Here is a 19723-nt window from a genome sequence, read left to right on the forward strand (position 1 = left end):
GTGAAAGCCCTGGTGACAGGGCTTTTTTCGTGTCCAGGGGGCGGAAACGGCCGTGCGGGGTCCGGGGCGGGGCCGGTAGCCTGCTGCGGTGGACGCTTCTGAGGGGCCCGGGGCCGGGATCGACGCGGTCGCCGCGGTGTACAGGCTCGGGGCGGTGCGCCGGGTCCGGTATCTGGCCGACGGGCTGCTGAACCGGAACTGGCGGGTCGAGGCGGACGCGGGGGTGTTCGCGCTCAAGGAGCTTTCCTCGACCGAGCCGGAGGCGGCTCGGCGGAGTCTTGCGGTGATGGGGGCCGCCGGGGAGGGCGGGGTGCCCGTCGTCTCGGTGGTTCCGGGGCCTCGCGGTGAGCTGGTCACTGAGGTTGGCAACCACTGCTATTACTTGGCGCGGTGGGTCGACGGGGATCATCGGCGTGGCAGCGAGATGACCTTGGACGCGTCGTTTCATATGGGCGAGATGCTCGGGCGGGTGAGGCTCGCGTTGGCGCGGCCCGGATTGCTTCCCGATGAGGCGCCTCGGGTGGAGCCACCGCCTTCTGTCGGAACGGCGAAGGAGCGGATCGGGGATTATCTCGGGCTCATCGGGGCGAAGGGGGAGCTTGACGAGTTCGATTCGGCGGCTTTGCTTCTGCTGGAGAGTCGGATCGAACTGGTTGCGGCCCATGGGCGTCTGCGGCCCGAGGGGCCGGTGGTCGGGCCGGTGGGGTGGATCCACGGGGACTGCCAGAACTGGAATCTGATCTGGCAGGGGGAGCGGATCGCGGCGGTGCTGGACTGGGACCGGTTGCGGGTCAACGCGTACGGGGAGGAGGTCGTGCGGGCCTCCATGTACCAGTGCGCGCTTCCGGACGGGAGCGTCGACCTGGAGTGCATCGCGGCGATCCTGGACGGGTACCGGTCGGTGGTGCCGATTTCCGGTGCGGCGCTTGCGGATGCGGCGCGGCGGCGGTGGTGGCGGCTCATCACCAGCGTGTGGCACTTGAAGTACCACTACTACCTGGGCGAGCCAGCGAGCGACCGGGTGTTCTTCTCGGACGAGCGGCTGCTGCGGTGGTGGACGGCGAATCTCGATGCGGTGGAGGCGGTGTTCGGTCAGCGCCAGCGGTAGCGGCGTTCGGGGCGGCCGCGGCCGGCGTATTTGAGGGCGACTTCGGCGCGGCCGCGTTCGGTGAGCTGTTCGAGGTAGCGGCGGGCACTGACGCGGGAGACGCCGATGCGCTCGGCGCATTCGGCGGCGGAGAGGGACCCTTCGGCGTCGCGGAGTGTCGACTCGACCAGTTGGGCCGTCTCGCTGCTGAATCCCTTGGGCATCAAGGTGGCCGAGCCGGTGCGTTCGAAGGCCCGGTCGATGTCCGCCTGGTCGTGGACGGCCAGTGCGAGGCCGGCGCGGGTGTTGGCGTACTGCTCCAGGCGTTCTTGGAAGTCGTTGAAGCTGAAGGGCTTCAGGAGGTACGAGACGACGCCGAGGCGGACGGCGGCCCTGACGGCCTCGGATTCGCGGGCCGCGGAGATGACCATGACGTCGGTCTCGTGGCCTTCGGCCCGCATGCGGCGCACCAGGTCGAGGCCGAAGACGTCGGGCAGGTAGAGGTCGAGGAGGACGAGGTCGGGGCGGTGCTCGTCGAGGGCGGCGAGGGTCTCCTCGCCGGTGCGGGCCGAGGCGACGGCCTGGAAGCCCGGGGTGCGTTCGACGAATCCGCGGTGGATGTTGACGAGGCGGAAGTCGTCGTCGACTACCAGCACATCGATCATGTCGGTTCCTCAGCCGTTGCAGCAATGGACGTTGTCGGGGCGGGCGTTGAAGGGACAGGCGTTGCCGGGACGGGTCGGTCGGGCAGCGGCAGTTCCGCGGTGAAGCGGGCGCCGTCGCCGGTGTTCTCCACGCGCACGCCGCCGCCGTGATGCTCGCACACGAGCCTGGTCAGCGCCAGCCCGATCCCGCGCTCGGCGGTGGTGCCGGTGTTCGCGGACTTCGTGGTGAAGCCGTGCTCGAAGACCTCTTCCGCGGTCTCCTGCGGGACGCCGGGGCCGTTGTCCTCCACCGTGATCGTCACGGCGCCTTGGGCTTCGCGGATGTCGACCCTGACCCAGGCTTCGGCCGCGAGGGGGAGGGGGGAGCCTGCGGCGGCGTCGACGGCGTTGTCGATGAGGTTGCCCAGGACGGTGCCGACGTCGGCCGAGTCCTCAGCGGAGAGCGGACCGAGGGCGGTGCCTTCGGCGATGTCGAGGCGCACCTGCCGTTCGGAGGCCTGCGCGGACTTCGCCATGAGGAGCGCGGCGATGGCCTTGTCGCGGATGGGGCCGCCGATCGACAGGTCGAGGGACTGGCGGTGGCGGTTGAGGGCGTCGATGTAGCGGACGACCTCGTCCTGCTCGCCGATCTGGATGAGCCCGGAGATGGTGTGGAGCTTGTTGTCGAACTCGTGGGCCTGCGCGCGGAGGGCCTCGGCGGTGGAGCGGAACGAGCCGAGGTCGCGTTCGAGCTGGGCGAGTTCGGTGCGGTCGCGGAGGGTGGCGACGGCGCCGAGGGCGCGGCCGTCCTTCTCGACGGGCATGCGGTTGACGACGAGGACCCGGTTGCCCTGGAGGACGACCTGGTCGGAGCCGGTGACGGTGCCGGTGAGGACGTCGCGGAGGCGCGCGGTGAGGTCGAGGTCGTCGAGGGTGCGGCCGACGGCGCCGTCGGGGAGGTCGAGGAGGCGGCGGCCGACGTCGTTGACGAGGGTGACGCGGTGCTGGTCGTCGACGGCGATGACGCCTTCGGCGATGCCGTAGAGCATGGCCTCGCGGTGCTCGGCGAGCCCGGCGATCTCCCTGGGCTCCATGCCGAACGTCTGCCGTTTGATGCGGCGGGCCAGAAGCCACGACCCGGCGACGCCGAGGACGCTCGCGACCCCGAGGTACAGCAGGAGCGTCGGCACGGCCTGGACGAGGAGCCGCGCGAGCGTGGGCGCCTCCTGGCCGACGACGGCGACGCCGAGCTGGACGCCGAGGTTCTCCGGTTCGGCGCCGATGACCGGGGCCTGGCCGACGAGTTCGGTGCGGCCGCCGAGCTCGATCTCGCCGCGCCAGCCGCGGCCGTCGAGGACGCCGTCGCCGAGGGGGAGCTGCGTGCCGATGAGCAGCGGGTTCGTGGAGGCGACGATCCTGCCGTCGGGGTCGGCGAGGGTCACCGAGGAGACCTGCCAGCGTTCGAGGTCGGCCTGGATCTGCGGGGCGAGCGTCTGGGAGGGCGCGGGCTCGGGGAGGCGGCCGCGGACCAGGTCGGAGGCGGCGAGCGACTCGGCGAGCTGGGTGACGCGGCGGCCCTGCTCGGCGTTGAAGACCGCCGCGGACTGGGCGAGGGAGAGCCCGGCGACGGCGGCGAGCACCAGCAGGATCACCGTGAGCTGGAAGAGGAGGAGCTGGCCGGCGAGGGTCGGGCGGGTCAGGGGCCTGAACACAATGAACTCAATGATCGATACGGACACAAGGCTGACGCGGGGGCGGCGCCGGGGTGACCATCGTCTCTCACCCCGACCCCGAAATGAAAGAGCAACGACGATGAAATTTCACCGGAGGGCCCTCCTCAGCGCTGCGGCGGCCGTCCCGGCCCTGGCGGCGGCCTCGGCGTGCGGCCTGACCGCCGAGGGCGAATCGGGCGACGGACCCCTGACCGGCCTGCGGATCATGGTCCCCAACAGCCCCGGCGGCGGCTACGACACGACCGCGCGCTCCATCGCCCGGATCATGGAGGACGAGGGCATCGCCAAGGCCATCGAGGTGTTCAACCTCGAAGGCGCGGGCGGCACCGTGGGCCTCCAGCGCACCGTCAGCGAGGAGGGGAACGGCGACCTCGCGATGCAGATGGGCCTGGGCGTCGTGGGCGCCTCCTACACCCAGAACTCCGAGGCGAAGCTCACCGGCACGACGCCGATCGCGAAGCTCGTGGAGGAGTCCGGGGCCATCGTCGTGCCCGTCGGCTCCCCGTACCAGACGATCGAGGACCTGGTGGCGGCCTGGTCCGCGGACCTGGACGGCGTCACCGCGGGCGGCGGCTCCTCCCCCGGCGGCCCCGACCACCTGCTGCCGATGCGCCTCGCGAAGGCCGTCGGCATCGACCCGGTGCAGGTCAACTACGTGTCCTATGACGGCGGCGGCGAATTGCTGCCCGCGCTGCTCGGCGAGAAGGTGTCGTTCGGCGCGAGCGGCGTCGGCGAGTTCATCGACCAGATCGAGGCCGGCCAGCTGCGGGTCCTCGCGACCTCCGGCGCCGAGCGGGTCGACGTCGTGCCCGATGCGCCGACGTTCCGCGAGTCCGGGATCGACTTGGAGTTCACGAACTGGCGCGGCTGGGTCGCCCCGCCCGGGATCTCCGACGAGGACGTCCAGAAGTGGACCGACGCGCTCACCGCGATGTACGAGTCGTCGGCGTGGCAGGACGAGCTGGAGAAGCAGGGCTGGACCGACGCGTTCATGACGGGGAACGACTTCGCGGACTTCCTCACCGACCAGGACTACACGGTCGCCGCGACGCTCCAGGAACTGGGCCTCGCATGACCGCTGCCGACCGCGGCGACGCCGCCGAGGCCGTGGAGACGGAGGCGGACGAGGCCGCCGCGACCGAGGCCGTCGATTCCGAGACCAAGGCCGCGGCGCCGCCGAAGCGGGACCTCGCGCAGCTGTGGGTGTGCGGGTTCCTCGCCGTCCTCGGCGTCCTGGTCATCGTCGACGCCTCCCGCCTCGGCGGGTTCTCCGCCTCGAACGACCCGATCGGCCCGAAGCCGATCCCGATCATCCTCGGGGTGCTCCTGTTCGCCGTCGCCGCGTTCTACGCGCTGAACGTGCTGCGCGGCGGGCACGGCGAGGACGAGGGCGCCAACGCCAACGAGAAGTTCGACCTGAAGACCGTGGGCCTGCTGTGCGCCGTGTTCATCGCGAACGCGCTGCTCATCGACTGGCTCGGGTGGGTCATCTCCGGGTCGCTCCTGTTCTGGGGCGCGGCGATCGTGCTGGGCTCGCGCCGGTACTTCCTGACGCTCGCCGCGGCGGTGGTGCTCGGCCTGGCCACGTTCTACGGGTTCGCGATCGGGCTGGGCCTCGGCCTGCCCGCGGGCGTCCTCCAGGGAATCCTGTAGGGGGGCAAGCGAAATGGACAACCTGAACTCGCTCCTCGACGGCTTCGCCGCGATCCTCACCCCGGGGAACCTGCTCATCGCGCTCCTGGGCGTCACCATCGGCACGGCCGTGGGGATGCTGCCGGGCCTGGGCACGGCCATGGCGATCGCGCTGCTCCTGCCGATCACGTACGGGATGGAGCCGACGCAGGCGTTCATCATGTTCGGCGGGATCTTCTACGGCGGCATGTACGGCGGCTCCACGACGGCGATCCTGCTGAACACGCCGGGCCAGTCCTCGTCGGTGGTCACGGTCCTCGAAGGCTTCAAGATGGCCCGCAACGGGCGCGGCGGGCAGGCCCTCGCGACCGCGGCCATCGGCTCGTTCGTGGCCGGGACGATCGCGACGGTCGCGCTCGTGTTCGTCACGCCGATCACCGTGCAGTTCGCGATCGGCCTCGGCGCGCCCGAGTACTTCGCGATCATGGTGCTCGCGCTGGTCGCGACCGCGTCGGTCCTGGGCTCGTCGCGCATCCGCGGGTTCGCGTCGCTCCTGGTGGGCCTGGTGATCGGGACGATCGGCATCGACGCGGTGACCGGGCAGCAGCGCCTCACGTACGGCGTGCCGGAGCTGGCGAGCGGCATCGACATCGTCATCGTCGCGGTCGGCGCGTTCGCCGTCGGCGAGGCGCTGTGGACGGCGGCGCGCCGCAAGAACGGCAAGGACGAGATCATCCCGGTCGGCCGGGTGTGGATGGGCCGCAGCGACTGGCGCCGCTCGTGGGGGCCGTGGCTGCGCGGCTCCGCGCTCGGGTTCCCGTTCGGCGCGGTCCCCGCCGGGGGCGCGGAGGTGCCGACGTTCCTGTCGTACGTGACGGAGCGGCGGCTCTCGAAGCACAAGCAGGAGTTCGGGAACGGCGCGATCGAGGGCGTCGCGGGCCCGGAGGCGGCGAACAACGCCTCCGCGGCGGGCACGCTCGTGCCGATGCTCGCGCTCGGCCTGCCGTGCAACGCGACCGCGGCGGTCATGCTCGCGGCGTTCCAGACCTACGGCATCCAGCCCGGTCCGCTCCTGTTCGAGAAGGAGTCGGCGCTGGTGTGGACGCTCATCGCGGGCCTGTTCGTGGGCAACGCGATGCTGCTGGTGCTCAACATGCCGCTGATCCCGGTGTGGGTGAAGCTGCTGCGCATCCCCAAGCCGTACCTGTTCGCGGGGATCCTGTTCTTCGCGACGATGGGCGCGTACGCGACGAGCGGCCAGTCGTTCGAGCTGTTCGTGCTGCTGGCGCTGGGCCTCATCGGGCTCGCCATGCGGCGCTTCGGGATTCCGATGCTGCCGATGATCGTGGGCGTGATCCTCGGCCCGATGGCGGAGCGGCAGGCGCGCATGGCGCTCCAGCTGTCCGGCGGCGAGCCGTCGGGCCTGGTCGGCGGGCCGGTCGCGTGGACCGTGTACGGGATCATCGCGCTGATCGCCTTGTGGCCCTTGGTCTCGCTCGCGCGGCGGCGCCTGACCCGCGACCGCACCGGCGACCGCGAGGCGGTCGCCGCCTGACCTGTCGGGTGAGTGGGAGGTGCGGGCCGGTCGTTCCCCGGCCCGCACCTCTTTCCTTGTCTCCTAGCGGAGGACGGCTTTCTGCAGCGCCTCGGCGGGGCCGCTGCTGAAGCGGCGCAGCCACAGCCGGGACCCGATGAGGAGGAACGCGCTGATGCCGAGCCACAGGGCCGGGGCGAACCAGGCCTGCGTCCCGTACTGCGCGGCGAGACCGAGGCCCCAGCCGTAGCAGACGACCGACGCGAGGAGGTTCTGGAGGATGTACCCGCTGAGCGCGGTGCGCCCCAAGGACTCCAGCGCGGTCATGACGGGGCCGCGCCGCAGCCGCTCCACGAGGAAGCCGGTCAGGCCGATGTACCCGAGCATGACGACGGGCGCGACGAGGTACCGCTCCGCGTAGAGGAAGTCGTCGGGCGCGAACTGCACGGCGATGTTCAGCGGCAGGCCCAGGCCGAGGCCCCATACCATGAGGCGCTTCCTGATCCGGCGTCCCGCGTCCTCGGTGCCGAAGGCCCCGGCGCGGAACAGCTTGACGCCCACCAGGAACAGGAAGACGAGCATCGGGAACGTGATGATCGGCTCGATGCGGAAGACCAGGGCGTGGTCGAGGCGGAACCGGACCTGGTCGAGCCAGGAGCCGTCGGCGTAGAGCGCCGCGACCTCGGCGTCCCGGGACGGGTCGTTGCCGGGGCCGAGCGCCGTCGCGGCCGTGATGAGCGCGATGATCGCGAGGTGGAGGCTCAGCGCGGTCCACATGACGGCGCGCTGGGCTCGTTCGGAGCGCTTGAGCAGCCAGGCGACGGTGATCGCGGTGACCGCGTACCCCATGAGCACGTCCCACGCGAACAGCAGGACGAAGTGGACGGTGCCTTCGGCGAAGAGGAACAGGGCCCGCCAGTGGTAGCGGCCGGGCCAGCGCCGCCCCTTCTTCTCGGCGGACCGGTACTGGATGGCGAGGCCGACGCCGAAGAGGACGGTGAGCATGGAGAGGAACTTGCCGTTGGCGAGGAGTTCGAAGACCTCGCCGAAGGGGCCGCCGCCGGTGATGCCGTAGCCGAGGAGCGGCCCGGCCTCGCCGTGGGCGGAGGTGAAGATCCAGACGTTGGTGCCGAGGGTGCCGAGGATCGCGACGCCGCGGAGGACGTCGAGCAGCGGGAGCCGCTTCGCTGCGGGCGCCGCGGTCCGCTCGGGCGCGGTGGCGGTGGTGGTGTCCATGCCCTTCAGCATCGCGCCGGGGCGGGGCCCGCGAATCCTTCCGCGGCATGGACTTTCACGCAAGCGAGGGGCGACCGGGGGTGGAGCCCCGGCCGCCCCGAAGGTGGCACCGGCCGTTACGCGGCTGCGACTTTCGTCGCAGGGGTGTTCCGCGCGCGGCGCTTGGGCCTGCGGTCGAGCCACCACTGGGCGATCATCAGGTTGACGATCCAGCTGAGCCAGATGGAGGCGACGGCGACGTCCGCGACGAGCGCGTCCATGTCGCCGCCGTAGTAGGAGTCCTTGAACGGCAGCAGGATGACGAGCAGCAGGACGATCCACACGCGGTTGACGACGATGGACCAGCACAGGGCGAAGCTGCGGATCATCCAGCGGCGGTGGGCCTGGAAGTCGTGGCGGCGGGCGGCGAGGAATCCGGCGAACGTCGTGGCGAACCACAGGAGCGAGAGCAGGACGTTGCCGATCTTCCCGTCGGGGCCGACGGTCGACATGATGGAGACGACGAGCGCGAAGATCCCGGAGGGGACGACGCCGAGGAACACGTAGAGGCGCCCGGAGATGCGGTGGACCTTGGGGTGCTTCTGGCGCAGCCAGGTCCACACCTGCATGGAGCAGGTGATGAGGGCGACCGAGCCGAACAGGATGTGCGCCGAGAGCATCAGGTAGTGGGTCTCGGGGTTCGCGGGCTGGAGTTCGACGAGGGAGTCGCCGGTGTCGAAGGTGAGGTAGAAGGGGAGCCGGGCGGCGACGAACAGCCCGGCGACCGCGAAGAGCGGGACGATCCAGGGGCGTCGGTACCACTTGGGCCTGGCTGGCGCGGGGGTGCTGTCGGGGCGGTCGAGGGTCTGGGTCACCGGTTTCTCCGATCGATGGTGGGGTCCGATCGATGCGTATGGGATACGCTATTAAGCGTACATCATACGCACGCCCGGTGGGTGCACGCGAGTCCGCCACGGGCCCTAGGCTGCGGAGCAAAACGAGGGGGTGCGGCGCTGTGGGACAGGGCGAGTACGAGCTGCTGTGGGAAGGGGCCGCGGGCGCGGCCCCCCGGCCCGGGCGCGGGCGGCCCTCAGGCCTCACCCGCGAGCGCATCGTCGCTGAGGCCGTCGCCATCGCCGACGCCGAAGGGCTCCAGAAGGTCTCGATGAAGCACCTCGCCGACCGCCTCGGCTCCGGCGTCATGTCCCTCTACCGGCACGTCCCCGGCAAGGACGAACTCGTCGTCCTCATGTACGACTCCCTCATGTCCGCCCCCGCGCCCCTCCCCGACGCCGACACCTGGCGCGACGTCCTCGCCGGATGGGGCCGGTGCGTGCGCGACCTGTTCCTCGCCCACCCGTGGGCCCTCCCCGTCGCCACCGGCGACCGCCCCATGGGCCCCGGCGAAGCCGGCTGGGTCGACCAGGTCCTCGGCCGCCTCGCCGCCGTCGGCATGCCCGAAGGGACCGGGCTCCTCGCCGTCCTCACCGTCGACTGCTTCGCGCTCGGCGCCGTCCGCCCCGAGATCGGCGGCGGCGAATCCACCGGCGCGTTCTTCCGGTTCCTCCAGGACCCCGCCGTCGCCTCCCGCTTCCCCCACCTCGCCGCGCTCGCCGTCGCCGGACCCGCCACGAACCTCGGCCACTTCGAATTCGGCCTCCAGCGCGTCCTCGACGGCCTCGAACAGCACTACGGCGCTTAACGAACGAGGGGCCGGCCCTTCCGGACCGGCCCCCCGCTACTCAGGAGAGAACAAAGCTATGCGGGCTGGAGCGCCGCCTCGCCCTTCTGCTGCGAGGGGACGTCGCCCCCGAACGCGGCCGCCTCGTCGAGCGGCTGCGGCGCCGCGTCGTACACGCCGCGGTCGAGCAGCTTCTCCGACTTCGCGACGATCACCGGGACGACCATCTGCCCCGCCACGTTCGTGGCCGTGCGGATCATGTCCATGATCGGGTCGATCGCCAGCAGCAGGCCCACGCCTTCCAGCGGCAGGCCCAGCGTCGAGAGGGTCAGCGTCAGCATCACCGTCGCGCCCGTGAGGCCCGCGGTCGCCGCCGAGCCGATCACCGACACGAACGCGATCAGGAAGTAGTCCTGCACCGCCAGGTCCACGCCGTACACCTGCGCCACGAAGATCGCGGCGATCGCCGGGTAGATCGCGGCGCAGCCGTCCATCTTCGTCGTCGCCCCGAACGGCGACGCGAACGACGCGTAGTCGCGGTCCACGCCGAGCCGGTCCGTGACGGTCTTCTGCGCGAGCGGCAGCGTCCCCACCGACGAGCGCGACACGAACGCGAACTGGATCGCCGGCCACGTCTTGCGGTAGAACTGCACCGGCGAGACCTTCGCGAACACGCGCAGCAGCACCGGGTAGACGATGAGCAGGATGATCAGCGCACCCGCGTAGATGTCGATGCTGAACACCGCGAGCGGCTCCAGCAGGTCCCACCCGTACGCGTACACCGACTTGCCGATGAGCGCCGCGGTCCCGATGGGCGCCAAGCGGATCACCCACCACAGCGTCTTCTGGATCAGCGCCAGCGCCGACGCGTTGAACTTCAGGAACGGCTCGGCCTTGTCGCCGAGCTTCGCCGCCGCCGCGCCGACCACGATCGCCACGAACACGATCTGGAGCACGTTGACGTTCACGAACGCGTCGACGAGGTTCGTCGGGATGATGCCGGTCAGGAAGTCCGTCCACGAGCCCTGCGTCTCCGGGGCGGCCGCGGCGCTGGAGAGCTCCACGCCCGAACCCGGGTTCGTCGCCAGGCCGATCGCGATGCCGATGACCACGGCGATCAGCGACGTGATCGCGAACCAGCCGAGGGTCTTGGCGACCAGGCGGCCCGCGTTCGCGAGGTTGCGGAGGTTCGCGATCGACGCGACGATCGCGGTGAACACCAGGAACGGGACGATCAGGAACAGCAGCTGCACGAACAGCGTGCCGACCGTCTCCAACGTGGTGCCGAGCCACGCGACGGACCACTCGCGGGCCACGTAGCCCAAGGCGAGGCCGAGCACGAGGCCGATGAGCAGCTGCGCGGCGAACGGGACGCGCTTGCGGCGCTTGGGCTTCGAAGAATCAGATTCCACCACGGCCTGGTCGGCCGTGCTGTCGGGAGCACTGGACATGAATAAACCTCTGGTGAAGGCGGGCGCACCGCGACAGGGCGCGCGGTCGCGCACCTCAAGCGGTGTCAGGAATGCGGGTCGGGCTCGGACCCAGCGGGAGAAAAGACGAGTACGTCGGCGAGCCGGCCGGTGGGAGCGGCGCTAGCGACGACAGAGCACGGTCGACACGCGGCAGAAGTCGAGGTGACGCCTGCGTGTCAGGTACTGGTTCGTGACGGTGTAACTCATCGCCTGCCAACGGTAGCGCCTTTCGCATTTCGGGCGCAAGAGGCGTGAGGGATCGCATACGGCCCGCGCCGGGGACTAGATTCGAGCCGTGCCCGGAACCAACCGACCCACCCTGCGCGACGCGCTCCGCACCGTCCCGCCCGTCGTGCTCGGCGCCGTCGCCCTCGGCGGCGTCATCGGCTCCCTCGCCAGGTACGGCCTCCTCGTCGCCTTCCCGCCCCAGCCCGGCCGCTTCGAGACCGCCACGTTCCTCGCCAACGCGATCGGCGGCCTCCTCATCGGCGCCCTCATGGTCGTCGTCACCGACATCGCCCCCGACCGGCGCCTCCTGCGCCCCTTCCTCGGCGCCGGCGTCCTCGGCGGATTCACCACCTTCTCCACGTTCATCGTCGGCGTCGGCCGCGCCGTCGACGCCGGCGCCGCCCTCCTCGCCCTCGCCTACGCCACCGCCACCATCGCCGCCGCCCTCGCCGCCGCCGCGACCGGCATGTGGGCCACCCGCCGCCTCACCGCCCGGCGGCGCCGATGACCCTCCTCCTCGTCGCCGCGGGCGCCGCCCTCGGCGCCCCCGCCCGCTTCCTCACCGACCTCGTCGTCGCCCACTACCTCGGCCGCTACCTCCCCTGGGGGACCCTCACCGTCAACGTCCTCGGCTCCGCGCTCGCGGTGTTCCTCGCCGTCGCGGTCGCCGACCCCACCTGGTCCGCGGTCCTCTCGATCGGCTTCTGCGGCGCCCTCACCACCTACTCGACGCTCTCCTACGAGACCCTCGTCCTCGTCGAAGCGGGCCGCTGGCCCCACGCCGCCCTCAACATCGCGATGAACCTCGCCGGGGGCCTCGCGGCCGGGCTCGGCGGGTTCGCGCTGGCGCGCGCCCTCGGGTACTGACGCCTGCGGCGGCGGCCCGACACGCGCGCGGGCCGCGCGGCAAATGCGCGGTTCCGCGCGGTCGATGCCCGACGATCGAGGTCCTGCCATAGCCGCCCGCCGGGGGTTCCGGGCGCCTCCGCGAACCCCCGGCGGGCGCCCCACCCGAAGGGACTCCCGATGCCGGGCTCGCGCACGCTCCCCTCCGTCCCGCCCGCCTGGCGGCGGCCGCTCGCCGCCGCGGTGGCACTGCCGCTGCTGGCCCTCGCCGCGCCCGCCGCGCACGCGGAGCCCGACGGGCCCGCGCAGGTGTGGCTGATCGAGTTCGCCGAAGGCGCCGACGCGTCCGTGCTCGACGCCGCGCAGGGCCTCGACTTCGAAGTGCGCCACGACTTCGAGCGGATCTGGAACGGCGTCTCCGTGGAGGCCGACCCGGCGACCGCGCGGCGCCTCGGCCAGCTCGGCATGGTCGAACGCGTCTGGTCGGACGTCGTCTTCGGCGGCCCCGCGACCCGGTCCGACGCGGTCACCGAGTCGGACGCGGCCGCCGAATCCGGCCCGGTTCCCGAACTCGCGCAGGCGATCCAGACGACCCGCGCCGATGTGGCCCATGACCGCGGGATCACCGGCGAGGGCGTCAAGGTCGGCGTCATCGACACCGGCATCGACTACACCCACCCCGACCTCGGCGGCTGCTTCGGCGACGGCTGCCGCGTCGCCTTCGGCACCGACTTCGTGGGCGACGACTTCGACTCCGACGACCCCGAGCGCTCCGAACCAGCCCCGGACGACGACCCCGCAGACTGCGCCGGGCACGGCACCCACGTCGCGGGGATCGTCGGCGCCGACGGCGAGGTCACCGGCGTCGCGCCCGACGTCGAGTTCGGCGCGTACAAGGTCTTCGGCTGCGAGGGCTCCACGAGCGCCGAGGTCATCATGCAGGCGCTGGAGGCCGCGCTCGACGACGGCATGGACGTCGTGAACCTCTCGCTCGGCCAGTCGTTCCAGTGGCCCGGCTACCCGACCGCGAAGGCCGCCGACCGGCTCACCGAGGAGGGCGTGGTCGTCGTCGCGTCGATGGGCAACGACGGCGAGTCCGGGATCTACTCGGGCTCGGCCCCAGGTGTCGGCGAGGACGTGATCGCCGTGGCCTCCACCGACAACCCTGCCGAGCGCATGGACGCCGCGTTCGTGTCGGCCCTCGACCGCCCGGTCGGCTACAAGACCCTGTCGGACTCCCCTGAACCGGAAGGGAAGACCGACGGCCTGGTCTGGCTCGGCCGGGCCTGCAAGGACGACCCGTCCGAAGGCGACGTGAACGGCAAAGCGGCCCTCATCGTCCGAGGCACCTGCACCTTCAAGGAGAAGTACGAACGAGCCGTCGAGGAAGGCGCCACGGCGGTCGTCATCTACAACGACAGGCCCGGCCCCTTCGGCGGCTCCGGCATCGAAGACCTCGGCGTCCCCGCGCTCTCCGTCACCGACGCCGACGGCAAGGACCTCCACGACCTCGCCGCGATCGGCGAGGCCCCGGTCCTGGAGTTCACCGGCGACACCGTCCTCGTCGACCTGCCGCGCGGGGGCCTCGCGTCGAGCTTCTCCGCGTACGGCCCGGCCCCGGACCTCGCGTTCAAGCCCGACGTGGCCGCGCCCGGCGGCGGCATCTGGTCCACCGTGCCCGTCGCCGACGGGTCCTACGAGTCGCTCTCGGGCACCTCGATGTCCTCCCCGCACGTCGCGGGCGCCGCGGCCCTGCTGCTCGACGCGGAGCCGCGCCTCGACCCGCGCGACGTGCGCACCCGCCTCGCGAACTCCGCGAAGCCCGTCCCGTGGGGCGACAATCCGGGCCTCGGCGAACTCGAAGCGGCGCACCGGCAGGGGACCGGCGTCATCGACGTGGTCGACGCCCTCGACGCCGAGGCGTGCCTCTACCCGACCGGCGTGAACACCGGCGACGGCACCGGACCGCGCACCTTCGAGCTCACGCTCACCTCCCGCGACCACCACGTGCGCGACTACACGATGACCCACCAGGCGACCATCGCGACCACCGGCGACGACCGCGACCCCGGTTTCAGCGCCGCCGCGCCCGAGGTGGACTTCTCACCGAAGGAACTGCGCCTCTACCCGGGCCAGTCCGCCACGATCGAGGTCACCGTGACGCCGAGCGCCGACCTCCCCGAAGGCAGCGTCTTCGGCGGCCGCATCACCGCCCGCCCCGAGGGCGGCGGCGAGTCCCTGACGGCCGCGTACTCCGGCTACCAGGGCGACTACCTCGCAATCCCGGTCCTGGAGCACCCGGACTTCCCCAAGCTCGCGGCCGTCGTCGCCCAGGACCCCGAGACCCGCGAGTACGAATACCGCGACATCGAGGACGGCGAGACCTTCAGCCTCGCCGACGGGCCCGCCCTCGCGGCCCTGGTCTATCTCGGACACCAGCCCACCGCAATGGCCGTCAGCGCCGCGAACGCCGACACCGGGGAGGTGGTCGAATGGGACCAGGAGGCGTTCCTCCCGCGCTCCCCTGGGCCCGACGACGCGATGGGGGTCCACCTGGAGGACCTCGTGGCCCAGCGCCCGGGGGCCCTGGAGCCCGGGCGGTGGACGCTCACGGTGAAGGTGCTCAAGGCCCTCGGGGACGAGGACGACCCCGGGGACTGGGAGCAGTGGACCTCGCCCGAGTTCAGTTTGAGTGAGTAGCGCTGGACGGCTTGATCTGTGGTTCGTCGCGGGCGGCCGGCTGTACTGGCCGGCCGCCCGCGGTCTCCGCGGAGGAGGTGGCACCTGCGGCGGTTCCGCGCGGGGAGCTCCCCGCGCGAGACCTGGCGACGTTCGCGAATTCCCCTCTGTCGCCGCCATCCCGCAGGTGCCGGATGGCCTGTTTTTGCTATCTACTACAACAGGTGGGGTAGCAAAGTGTCGAATGTGAAGAACGTACTTGTGGATAACTTTGTGTAGTGCCTGGTCAGAGCTTATTGGCGGCGGTGGACCAGTTGGGCGCCCGCCTGGTCTCGCGGGGTGATGGTGAGCTGGTCGATGTTGACGTGGGCGGGCCGGGTCGCGACCCAGGCGATGGCGTCGGCGATGTCGGCGGCGACGAGCGGGGTCATCCCGGCGTAGACGGCGTCGGCGCGGTCCTGGTCGCCCTCGAAGCGGACGAGGCTGAACTCCGTCTCGACCATGCCGGGGTCGATCTCGCACACCCGCACCGGCTGGCCGAGCAGCTCCATGCGCAGGACCCGCGTGATCGCGGCCTCGGCGTGCTTGGCGGCGTTGTACCCGCCGCCGCCCGGGTACGGCTGGTGGCCCGCGATGGAGCCGATGACGACGACCTGGCCGTCGCCGGATTCGACGAGCTTCGGCAGGAGCGCCTTGGTGATCCGGGCGGTGCCGAGGACGTTCACGTCGTACATGCGCTGCCACAGGTCGAGGTCGGCGCCCGCGATCGAGTCGAGGCCGAAGGCGCCCCCCGCGTTGTTGACGAGAATGTCGCACCGGTCGATCTTCGCCGCGAAGTCGGCCACGGACTGCTCGTCGGTGACGTCCAGCGGGAGCGCGGTCCCGCCGAACTCGGCCGCGACCTCGGCGAGCCGGTCGGCCCGGCGCGCGCCGAGGACCACGTCGAATCCGGCCTCGGCGAGGGCCCGGGCGGTGGCCGCGCCGATGCCGCTGCTCGCTCCCGTGACGACTGCGGTCTTCCTGCTCATCGATTCCTCCTCGGGCGTGTACCGGGCCGCGGTCCCGGCCCGGCTCGGACCTTACTCGGCGGCCCGCAGGGTCCCGCGCCGGTTCTCACACTCTGGCCGGGACGCACGGCACGCCCGGCCGCGGCCGTACCATCGCAGTCGACGCTGGTTCCGCAGCGCCGCAAGGCGCCGCGGCCAAGAGGGAATCTGGTGCGAATCCAGGACTGCCCCGCAGCGGTGAGGGGGAACGAAACCCGCCATGAGCACTGGGCCCGCGAGGGCCTGGGAAGCGGCGGGGAGTAGGTGCCGGCGACGGCGCGCCTCCGAGTCCGAATACCTGCCCGCGTACCGCGCGCGACCGCGCGCGGTCCCGCTGTCGCAAGTTCGAGGGAACTGACACATGAACCATCGCACTGCCGTGCGCTCGACCGCTCTGGGCTACCCGCGCATCGGGTCCGACCGGGAGCTCAAGCGCGCGCTCGAAGCCCACTGGGCCGGACGCCTCGACGCCGCCGGGCTCGAACGGGCCGCCGCGGCCGTCCGCGCCGAGATGCTCGACGACCTGTCCGTGCTCGACCAGGTCCCCACGGGCGTCTTCTCCTACTACGACCACGTGCTGGACGCGGCGTTCGCCGTCGACGCGGTTGCACCTCGTCATCGCCGCGGCGACCGGCTCGCGTCGTATTTCGCCGCCGCCCGCGGGGACGATGCCGCTGCTCCTCTGGAGATGACCAAGTGGTTCGACACCAATTACCACTACCTGGTGCCTGAAATCGGGCTTGCCACTGCCTTCGCTCCCCGGCCTGAGAAGGCTGTCGCAGAGTTTCTTGAGGCTCGTGAGCGCGGGCTGAGCGCCCGGCCGGTGCTGGTCGGGCCCGCCTCGCTGCTGCTGCTCGCCAAGGCCGCCGAGGGGGCGCCCGCGGATTTCCGGCCGTTCGACCGGCTCGGGGATGTCGTCGAGGTGTACGTCGAGTTGCTTGCCGCTCTTGCTCAAGCCGGGGCCGGGCTGATCCAGCTCGACGAGCCCGCGCTCTGCGCCGACCGCACGCCCGCGGAGCTGGAGGCCGTCGCCGCCGCGTACCGGCGGCTCGTCGCCGAAGCGGAGATCCTCGTCGCCGGGGGCTACGGGCCGTTCGGCGAGTCGCTGCCGGTGCTGCTCGAATCGGGTGTCGAAGGCATCGCCCTCGACCTGGTTCGCGGCCGCTCCGACCTGGAAGCACTTGCGTCTCTGGATGTTTCACGTGAAACATTCATCGTCGCCGGGGTCGTGGACGGCCGCAACATCTGGCGCACCGACCTCGCCGACGCCGCGGCCGACATCGTGGCCGTCAAGGCCCTCACCGACCGCGTCGGCGTCGCCTCCTCGTCGTCGCTCCTCCACGTCCCCGTGGACCTCGCGCCCGAGACCGGCCTGCCGCCGCTGCTCGCCGAGCGGCTCGCGTTCGCGCGCCAGAAGCTCATCGAGCTCACGGTCCTGGCCGATCCGGACGGCGCCCGCGACGCCCGGCCCGCGAGTCCCGACGCCTGGCGCGACGCCGCCGTCCGCGAGCGCCTCGCCGCGCTCGGCGACGGCGCCGACCGGCGCGCGCCCTACGCCGACCGTCAAGCCTCCCAAGCGAAGCGCGTTCCGCTGCCGCCGCTGCCGACCACCACGATCGGCTCGTTCCCGCAGACCGCCGAGCTCCGCAAGGCCCGCGCCGCGCACCGGCAGGGCCTCATGATCGACGCCGACTACCAGGCCCGCATGAAGGCCGAGGTCGCCGCCGTCATCGCCGAGCAGGAGCGGCTCGGCATCGACGTGCTCGTGCACGGCGAGCCCGAGCGCAACGACATGGTCCAGTACTTCGCCGAACTCCTCACCGGGTTCGCGACCACGGCCGCCGGATGGGTCCAGTCGTACGGCTCGCGCTGCGTGCGCCCGCCGATCCTCTACGGGGACGTCGCGCGCACCGCGCCCATGACCGTCCCGTGGACCTCCTACGCGCAGTCGCTCACCGCGAAGCCCGTCAAGGGCATGCTCACCGGGCCCGTGACGATCCTCGCGTGGTCGTTCGTGCGCGACGACCAGCCGCTCGCCGACACCGCAGACCAGGTCGCCCTGGCCCTGCGCGACGAGGTGGCCGACCTCGAAGCGGCCGGGACCGCGATCATCCAGGTCGACGAGCCCGCGCTCCGCGAGCTCCTGCCGGTGCGGGAGGCGCCCCGCGCGGCCTACCGCGAGTGGTCGACGCGGTCGTTCCGGCTCGCGACCTCCGGGGTGCGGCCGGACACCGCGATCCACACGCACCTGTGCTACTCCGAGTTCGGCGTGGTCATCGACGCGATCGCCGCGCTCGACGCCGACGTCACCTCCATCGAGGCCTCGCGCTCGAAGATGGAGATCGTCGCCGACCTCGGCCGCGCCGGGTACCGCAGCGGCGTCGGCCCCGGCGTGTGGGACATCCACTCCCCGCGCGTGCCCGCCGCCGCCGAGATGGCCGAGGCCCTGCGCCTCGCCGTCGCCGCGCTCGGCCCCGACCGGGTCTGGGCCAACCCCGACTGCGGCCTGAAGACCAGGCGCTACGAGGAGGTCGTGCCCGCGCTCGAAGGGCTCGTGGAGGCCGCGCGCACCGTCCGCGCCGAGGCGGCCTAGCGGCCTTCGGGCATGGCGGCGGTTCCGGATCGTGCATCCTATTTCCTATAGGATGCACGATCCGGTCGCTGCGGCCGGGCCGCCGCGGCGCCACGTACCCTTGAGCCGTGGCGATGGACAACTACCGCATCCTGACCGAGCCGGTGAACGGCGGCATGTCCGGCCTGGCGAAGGCCAGCGCGGACTGGCGGCGGCTCGCGCACAACGTCGAGGCGCTCGCGCGCACCGCGGGCGTGCCGATGATGGCGATGGTCAAGGCCGACGCGTACGGGCACGGCATGGTCCCGGCGGCGCGCGTGGCCGCCGAGGCCGGGGCCGACCGGCTCGGGGTCGTGACCCTCAAGGAGGCGTGGCAGCTCCGGCAGTCGGCGGGTCTGGAAGCCGTGCCGGTGATGGCGTTCTTCTTCGCTCCCGAGCAGCCCGGCCTCGCGGAGGTCGTGGGCGCCGGGATCGATCTGGGCGTCTCGTCGCTCGCGCAGCTCGAAGCGGCCGCCGCGGCCGGGGACCGGGCGGGGACGCCCGCGCGGATCCATCTCAAGGGCGACACGGGGATGTCGCGGGGCGGTGTCGCCGAGCACGAATGGGAGCTCGCGGCGGAGGCGGCGGCGAAGCACCAGGCCGCGGGGTCGGTCGTGGTGGCGGGGGCGTGGAGTCATCTGGCGTGCGCCGACGAGATCGGGCATCCGGCGAACGCGGCGCAGAAGGCGGCGTTCGAGCGGTTCCTGTCGGCGGTGTCCGCGGCGGGCCTGGCGCCGGAGGTGCGGCACCTCGCGAATTCGGCGGCGCTCATCAGCGACCCGGAGACGCGGTACGACCTGGTGCGGCCGGGGATCGCGCTGTACGGATACAACCCGGTGCCCGATTTCCCGGTGGACCTCCAGCCGGTGGTGGAGGTGCGCAGCCAGGTGATGAGTGTGAAGCGGCTTCCGGCGGGGTCGGGGATCTCCTACGGCCACACGCACATCCTGGAGCGGGACACGAATGTGGCGCTGGTGCCGCTGGGGTACGCGGACGGGATTCCGCGGGCCGCGTCGAACAAGGCGGAGGTGTACCTGGCGGGGAAGCGCCGCCGCGTGCTCGGGCGGATCTGCATGGACCAGTTCACGGTGGACTGCGGTGACGACCCGGTGAAGCCGGGGGAGCCGGTGGTGCTCATCGGCGCGGGCGAGCAGCACCCCGACGCGGACGACTGGGCGGCGTGGGCGGGGACGATCCCGAACGATGTGCTGACGGGCCTGGGGGCCCGGATTCCCCGGTTGTGGAACCGGGGCCTCGACTAGACGTACCATCTTCCTTTCCCTTCCTTTGGACCCCTTGGGCCCGTTGAGTTGTG

General features: G+C 71.8%; 16 protein-coding genes and 1 riboswitch. Of the genes, 10 read left to right on the forward strand and 6 right to left on the reverse strand.

The window, feature by feature from the left end; translation table 11 throughout:
• Positions 1 to 88 precede the first annotated feature (88 nt).
• Positions 89 to 1108, forward strand: coding sequence for a phosphotransferase (locus tag WA640_RS17290; RefSeq protein WP_335989169.1), 1020 nt, complete (start codon positions 89 to 91; stop codon positions 1106 to 1108).
• On the opposite strand, the gene WA640_RS17295 is transcribed toward WA640_RS17290, so the two are convergent.
• Together WA640_RS17295 and WA640_RS17300 are read right to left on the reverse strand one after the other, a co-directional pair.
• Positions 1093 to 1752: a response regulator gene (locus tag WA640_RS17295; protein WP_335989170.1), complete on the reverse strand. Its 660-nt coding sequence runs from the start codon at positions 1750 to 1752 to the stop codon at positions 1093 to 1095. The two genes, WA640_RS17290 and WA640_RS17295, sit on opposite strands and share 16 nt — an antisense overlap.
• The gene (locus WA640_RS17300) at positions 1749 to 3443 is read right to left on the reverse strand and encodes a sensor histidine kinase (protein WP_335989171.1); all 1695 of its coding nucleotides are present in this window, start codon (positions 3441 to 3443) and stop codon (positions 1749 to 1751) included. Before WA640_RS17300 ends, WA640_RS17295 begins: the two co-directional genes overlap by 4 nt.
• A 100-nt stretch (positions 3444 to 3543) precedes the next feature.
• On the opposite strand from WA640_RS17300, the gene WA640_RS17305 reads away from it, so the two are divergent.
• Genes WA640_RS17305 through WA640_RS17315 form a run of 3 tightly spaced genes read left to right on the forward strand, consistent with a single transcriptional unit; the run spans position 3544 to position 6651 of the window.
• The gene (locus WA640_RS17305; protein ID WP_335989173.1) at positions 3544 to 4539 is read left to right on the forward strand and encodes a Bug family tripartite tricarboxylate transporter substrate binding protein; all 996 of its coding nucleotides are present in this window, start codon (positions 3544 to 3546) and stop codon (positions 4537 to 4539) included.
• Entirely contained in the window at positions 4536 to 5117 is a 582-nt protein-coding gene (locus tag WA640_RS17310; RefSeq protein WP_335989174.1) for a tripartite tricarboxylate transporter TctB family protein, read from the forward strand. The genes WA640_RS17305 and WA640_RS17310 overlap by 4 nt, the downstream gene beginning before the upstream one ends.
• Positions 5118 to 5130: 13 nt before the next feature.
• Positions 5131 to 6651 (forward strand): tripartite tricarboxylate transporter permease, encoded by a 1521-nt coding sequence (locus WA640_RS17315; protein ID WP_335989175.1) that lies wholly within the window; start codon positions 5131 to 5133, stop codon positions 6649 to 6651.
• A 63-nt stretch (positions 6652 to 6714) separates the two neighbouring features.
• On the opposite strand, the gene WA640_RS17320 is transcribed toward WA640_RS17315, so the two are convergent.
• Together WA640_RS17320 and WA640_RS17325 are read right to left on the reverse strand one after the other, a co-directional pair.
• On the reverse strand, positions 6715 to 7866 hold the full coding sequence (locus tag WA640_RS17320) for a DUF418 domain-containing protein (protein ID WP_335989176.1): 1152 nt from the start codon (positions 7864 to 7866) through the stop codon (positions 6715 to 6717).
• A gap of 116 nt (positions 7867 to 7982) precedes the next feature.
• On the reverse strand, positions 7983 to 8720 hold the full coding sequence (locus WA640_RS17325) for a DUF2306 domain-containing protein (protein ID WP_335989177.1): 738 nt from the start codon (positions 8718 to 8720) through the stop codon (positions 7983 to 7985).
• Positions 8721 to 8860: 140 nt separating this feature from the next.
• On the opposite strand from WA640_RS17325, the gene WA640_RS17330 reads away from it, so the two are divergent.
• A complete protein-coding gene (locus WA640_RS17330) occupies positions 8861 to 9547 on the forward strand; it encodes a TetR/AcrR family transcriptional regulator (protein ID WP_335989179.1) in 687 nt (228 codons plus the stop codon).
• Positions 9548 to 9603: 56 nt separating this feature from the next.
• Here WA640_RS17330 and WA640_RS17335 read toward each other — a convergent pair whose 3' ends face one another.
• Positions 9604 to 10977, reverse strand: coding sequence for a dicarboxylate/amino acid:cation symporter (locus tag WA640_RS17335; RefSeq protein WP_335989181.1), 1374 nt, complete (start codon positions 10975 to 10977; stop codon positions 9604 to 9606).
• Between the two features lie 316 nt (positions 10978 to 11293).
• Between WA640_RS17335 and WA640_RS17340 the strand changes: the two genes are divergently transcribed.
• The 3 genes from WA640_RS17340 to WA640_RS17350 all read left to right on the forward strand — a co-directional run bounded on the left by WA640_RS17340 (position 11294) and on the right by WA640_RS17350 (position 14772).
• On the forward strand, positions 11294 to 11734 hold the full coding sequence (locus tag WA640_RS17340) for a fluoride efflux transporter FluC (protein ID WP_335989183.1): 441 nt from the start codon (positions 11294 to 11296) through the stop codon (positions 11732 to 11734).
• On the forward strand, positions 11731 to 12093 hold the full coding sequence (locus tag WA640_RS17345) for a fluoride efflux transporter FluC (RefSeq protein WP_335989185.1): 363 nt from the start codon (positions 11731 to 11733) through the stop codon (positions 12091 to 12093). Before WA640_RS17340 ends, WA640_RS17345 begins: the two co-directional genes overlap by 4 nt.
• A gap of 159 nt (positions 12094 to 12252) precedes the next feature.
• Positions 12253 to 14772, forward strand: a complete 2520-nt coding sequence (locus WA640_RS17350; protein ID WP_335989187.1) for a S8 family serine peptidase — start codon at positions 12253 to 12255, stop codon at positions 14770 to 14772.
• A 272-nt stretch (positions 14773 to 15044) separates the two neighbouring features.
• On the opposite strand, the gene WA640_RS17355 is transcribed toward WA640_RS17350, so the two are convergent.
• Entirely contained in the window at positions 15045 to 15779 is a 735-nt protein-coding gene (locus WA640_RS17355; RefSeq protein ID WP_335989189.1) for an SDR family NAD(P)-dependent oxidoreductase, read from the reverse strand.
• A 128-nt stretch (positions 15780 to 15907) separates the two neighbouring features.
• A riboswitch (cobalamin riboswitch) is annotated at positions 15908 to 16117 on the forward strand.
• A gap of 41 nt (positions 16118 to 16158) precedes the next feature.
• Between WA640_RS17355 and metE the strand changes: the two genes are divergently transcribed.
• Both metE and alr read left to right on the forward strand, forming a co-directional pair.
• Entirely contained in the window at positions 16159 to 18390 is a 2232-nt protein-coding gene (gene metE / locus WA640_RS17360; protein WP_335989191.1) for a 5-methyltetrahydropteroyltriglutamate--homocysteine S-methyltransferase, read from the forward strand.
• Positions 18391 to 18503: 113 nt separating this feature from the next.
• Complete coding sequence (gene alr / locus WA640_RS17365; RefSeq protein ID WP_335989654.1) at positions 18504 to 19670, forward strand: alanine racemase; 1167 nt, start codon at positions 18504 to 18506, stop codon at positions 19668 to 19670.
• The last annotated feature ends 53 nt before the right edge of the window (positions 19671 to 19723 follow it).

Source organism: Glycomyces sp. MUSA5-2 (genome assembly GCF_037034145.1).
In the GTDB taxonomy this organism is placed as follows: domain Bacteria; phylum Actinomycetota; class Actinomycetes; order Mycobacteriales; family Micromonosporaceae; genus Glycomyces; species Glycomyces artemisiae.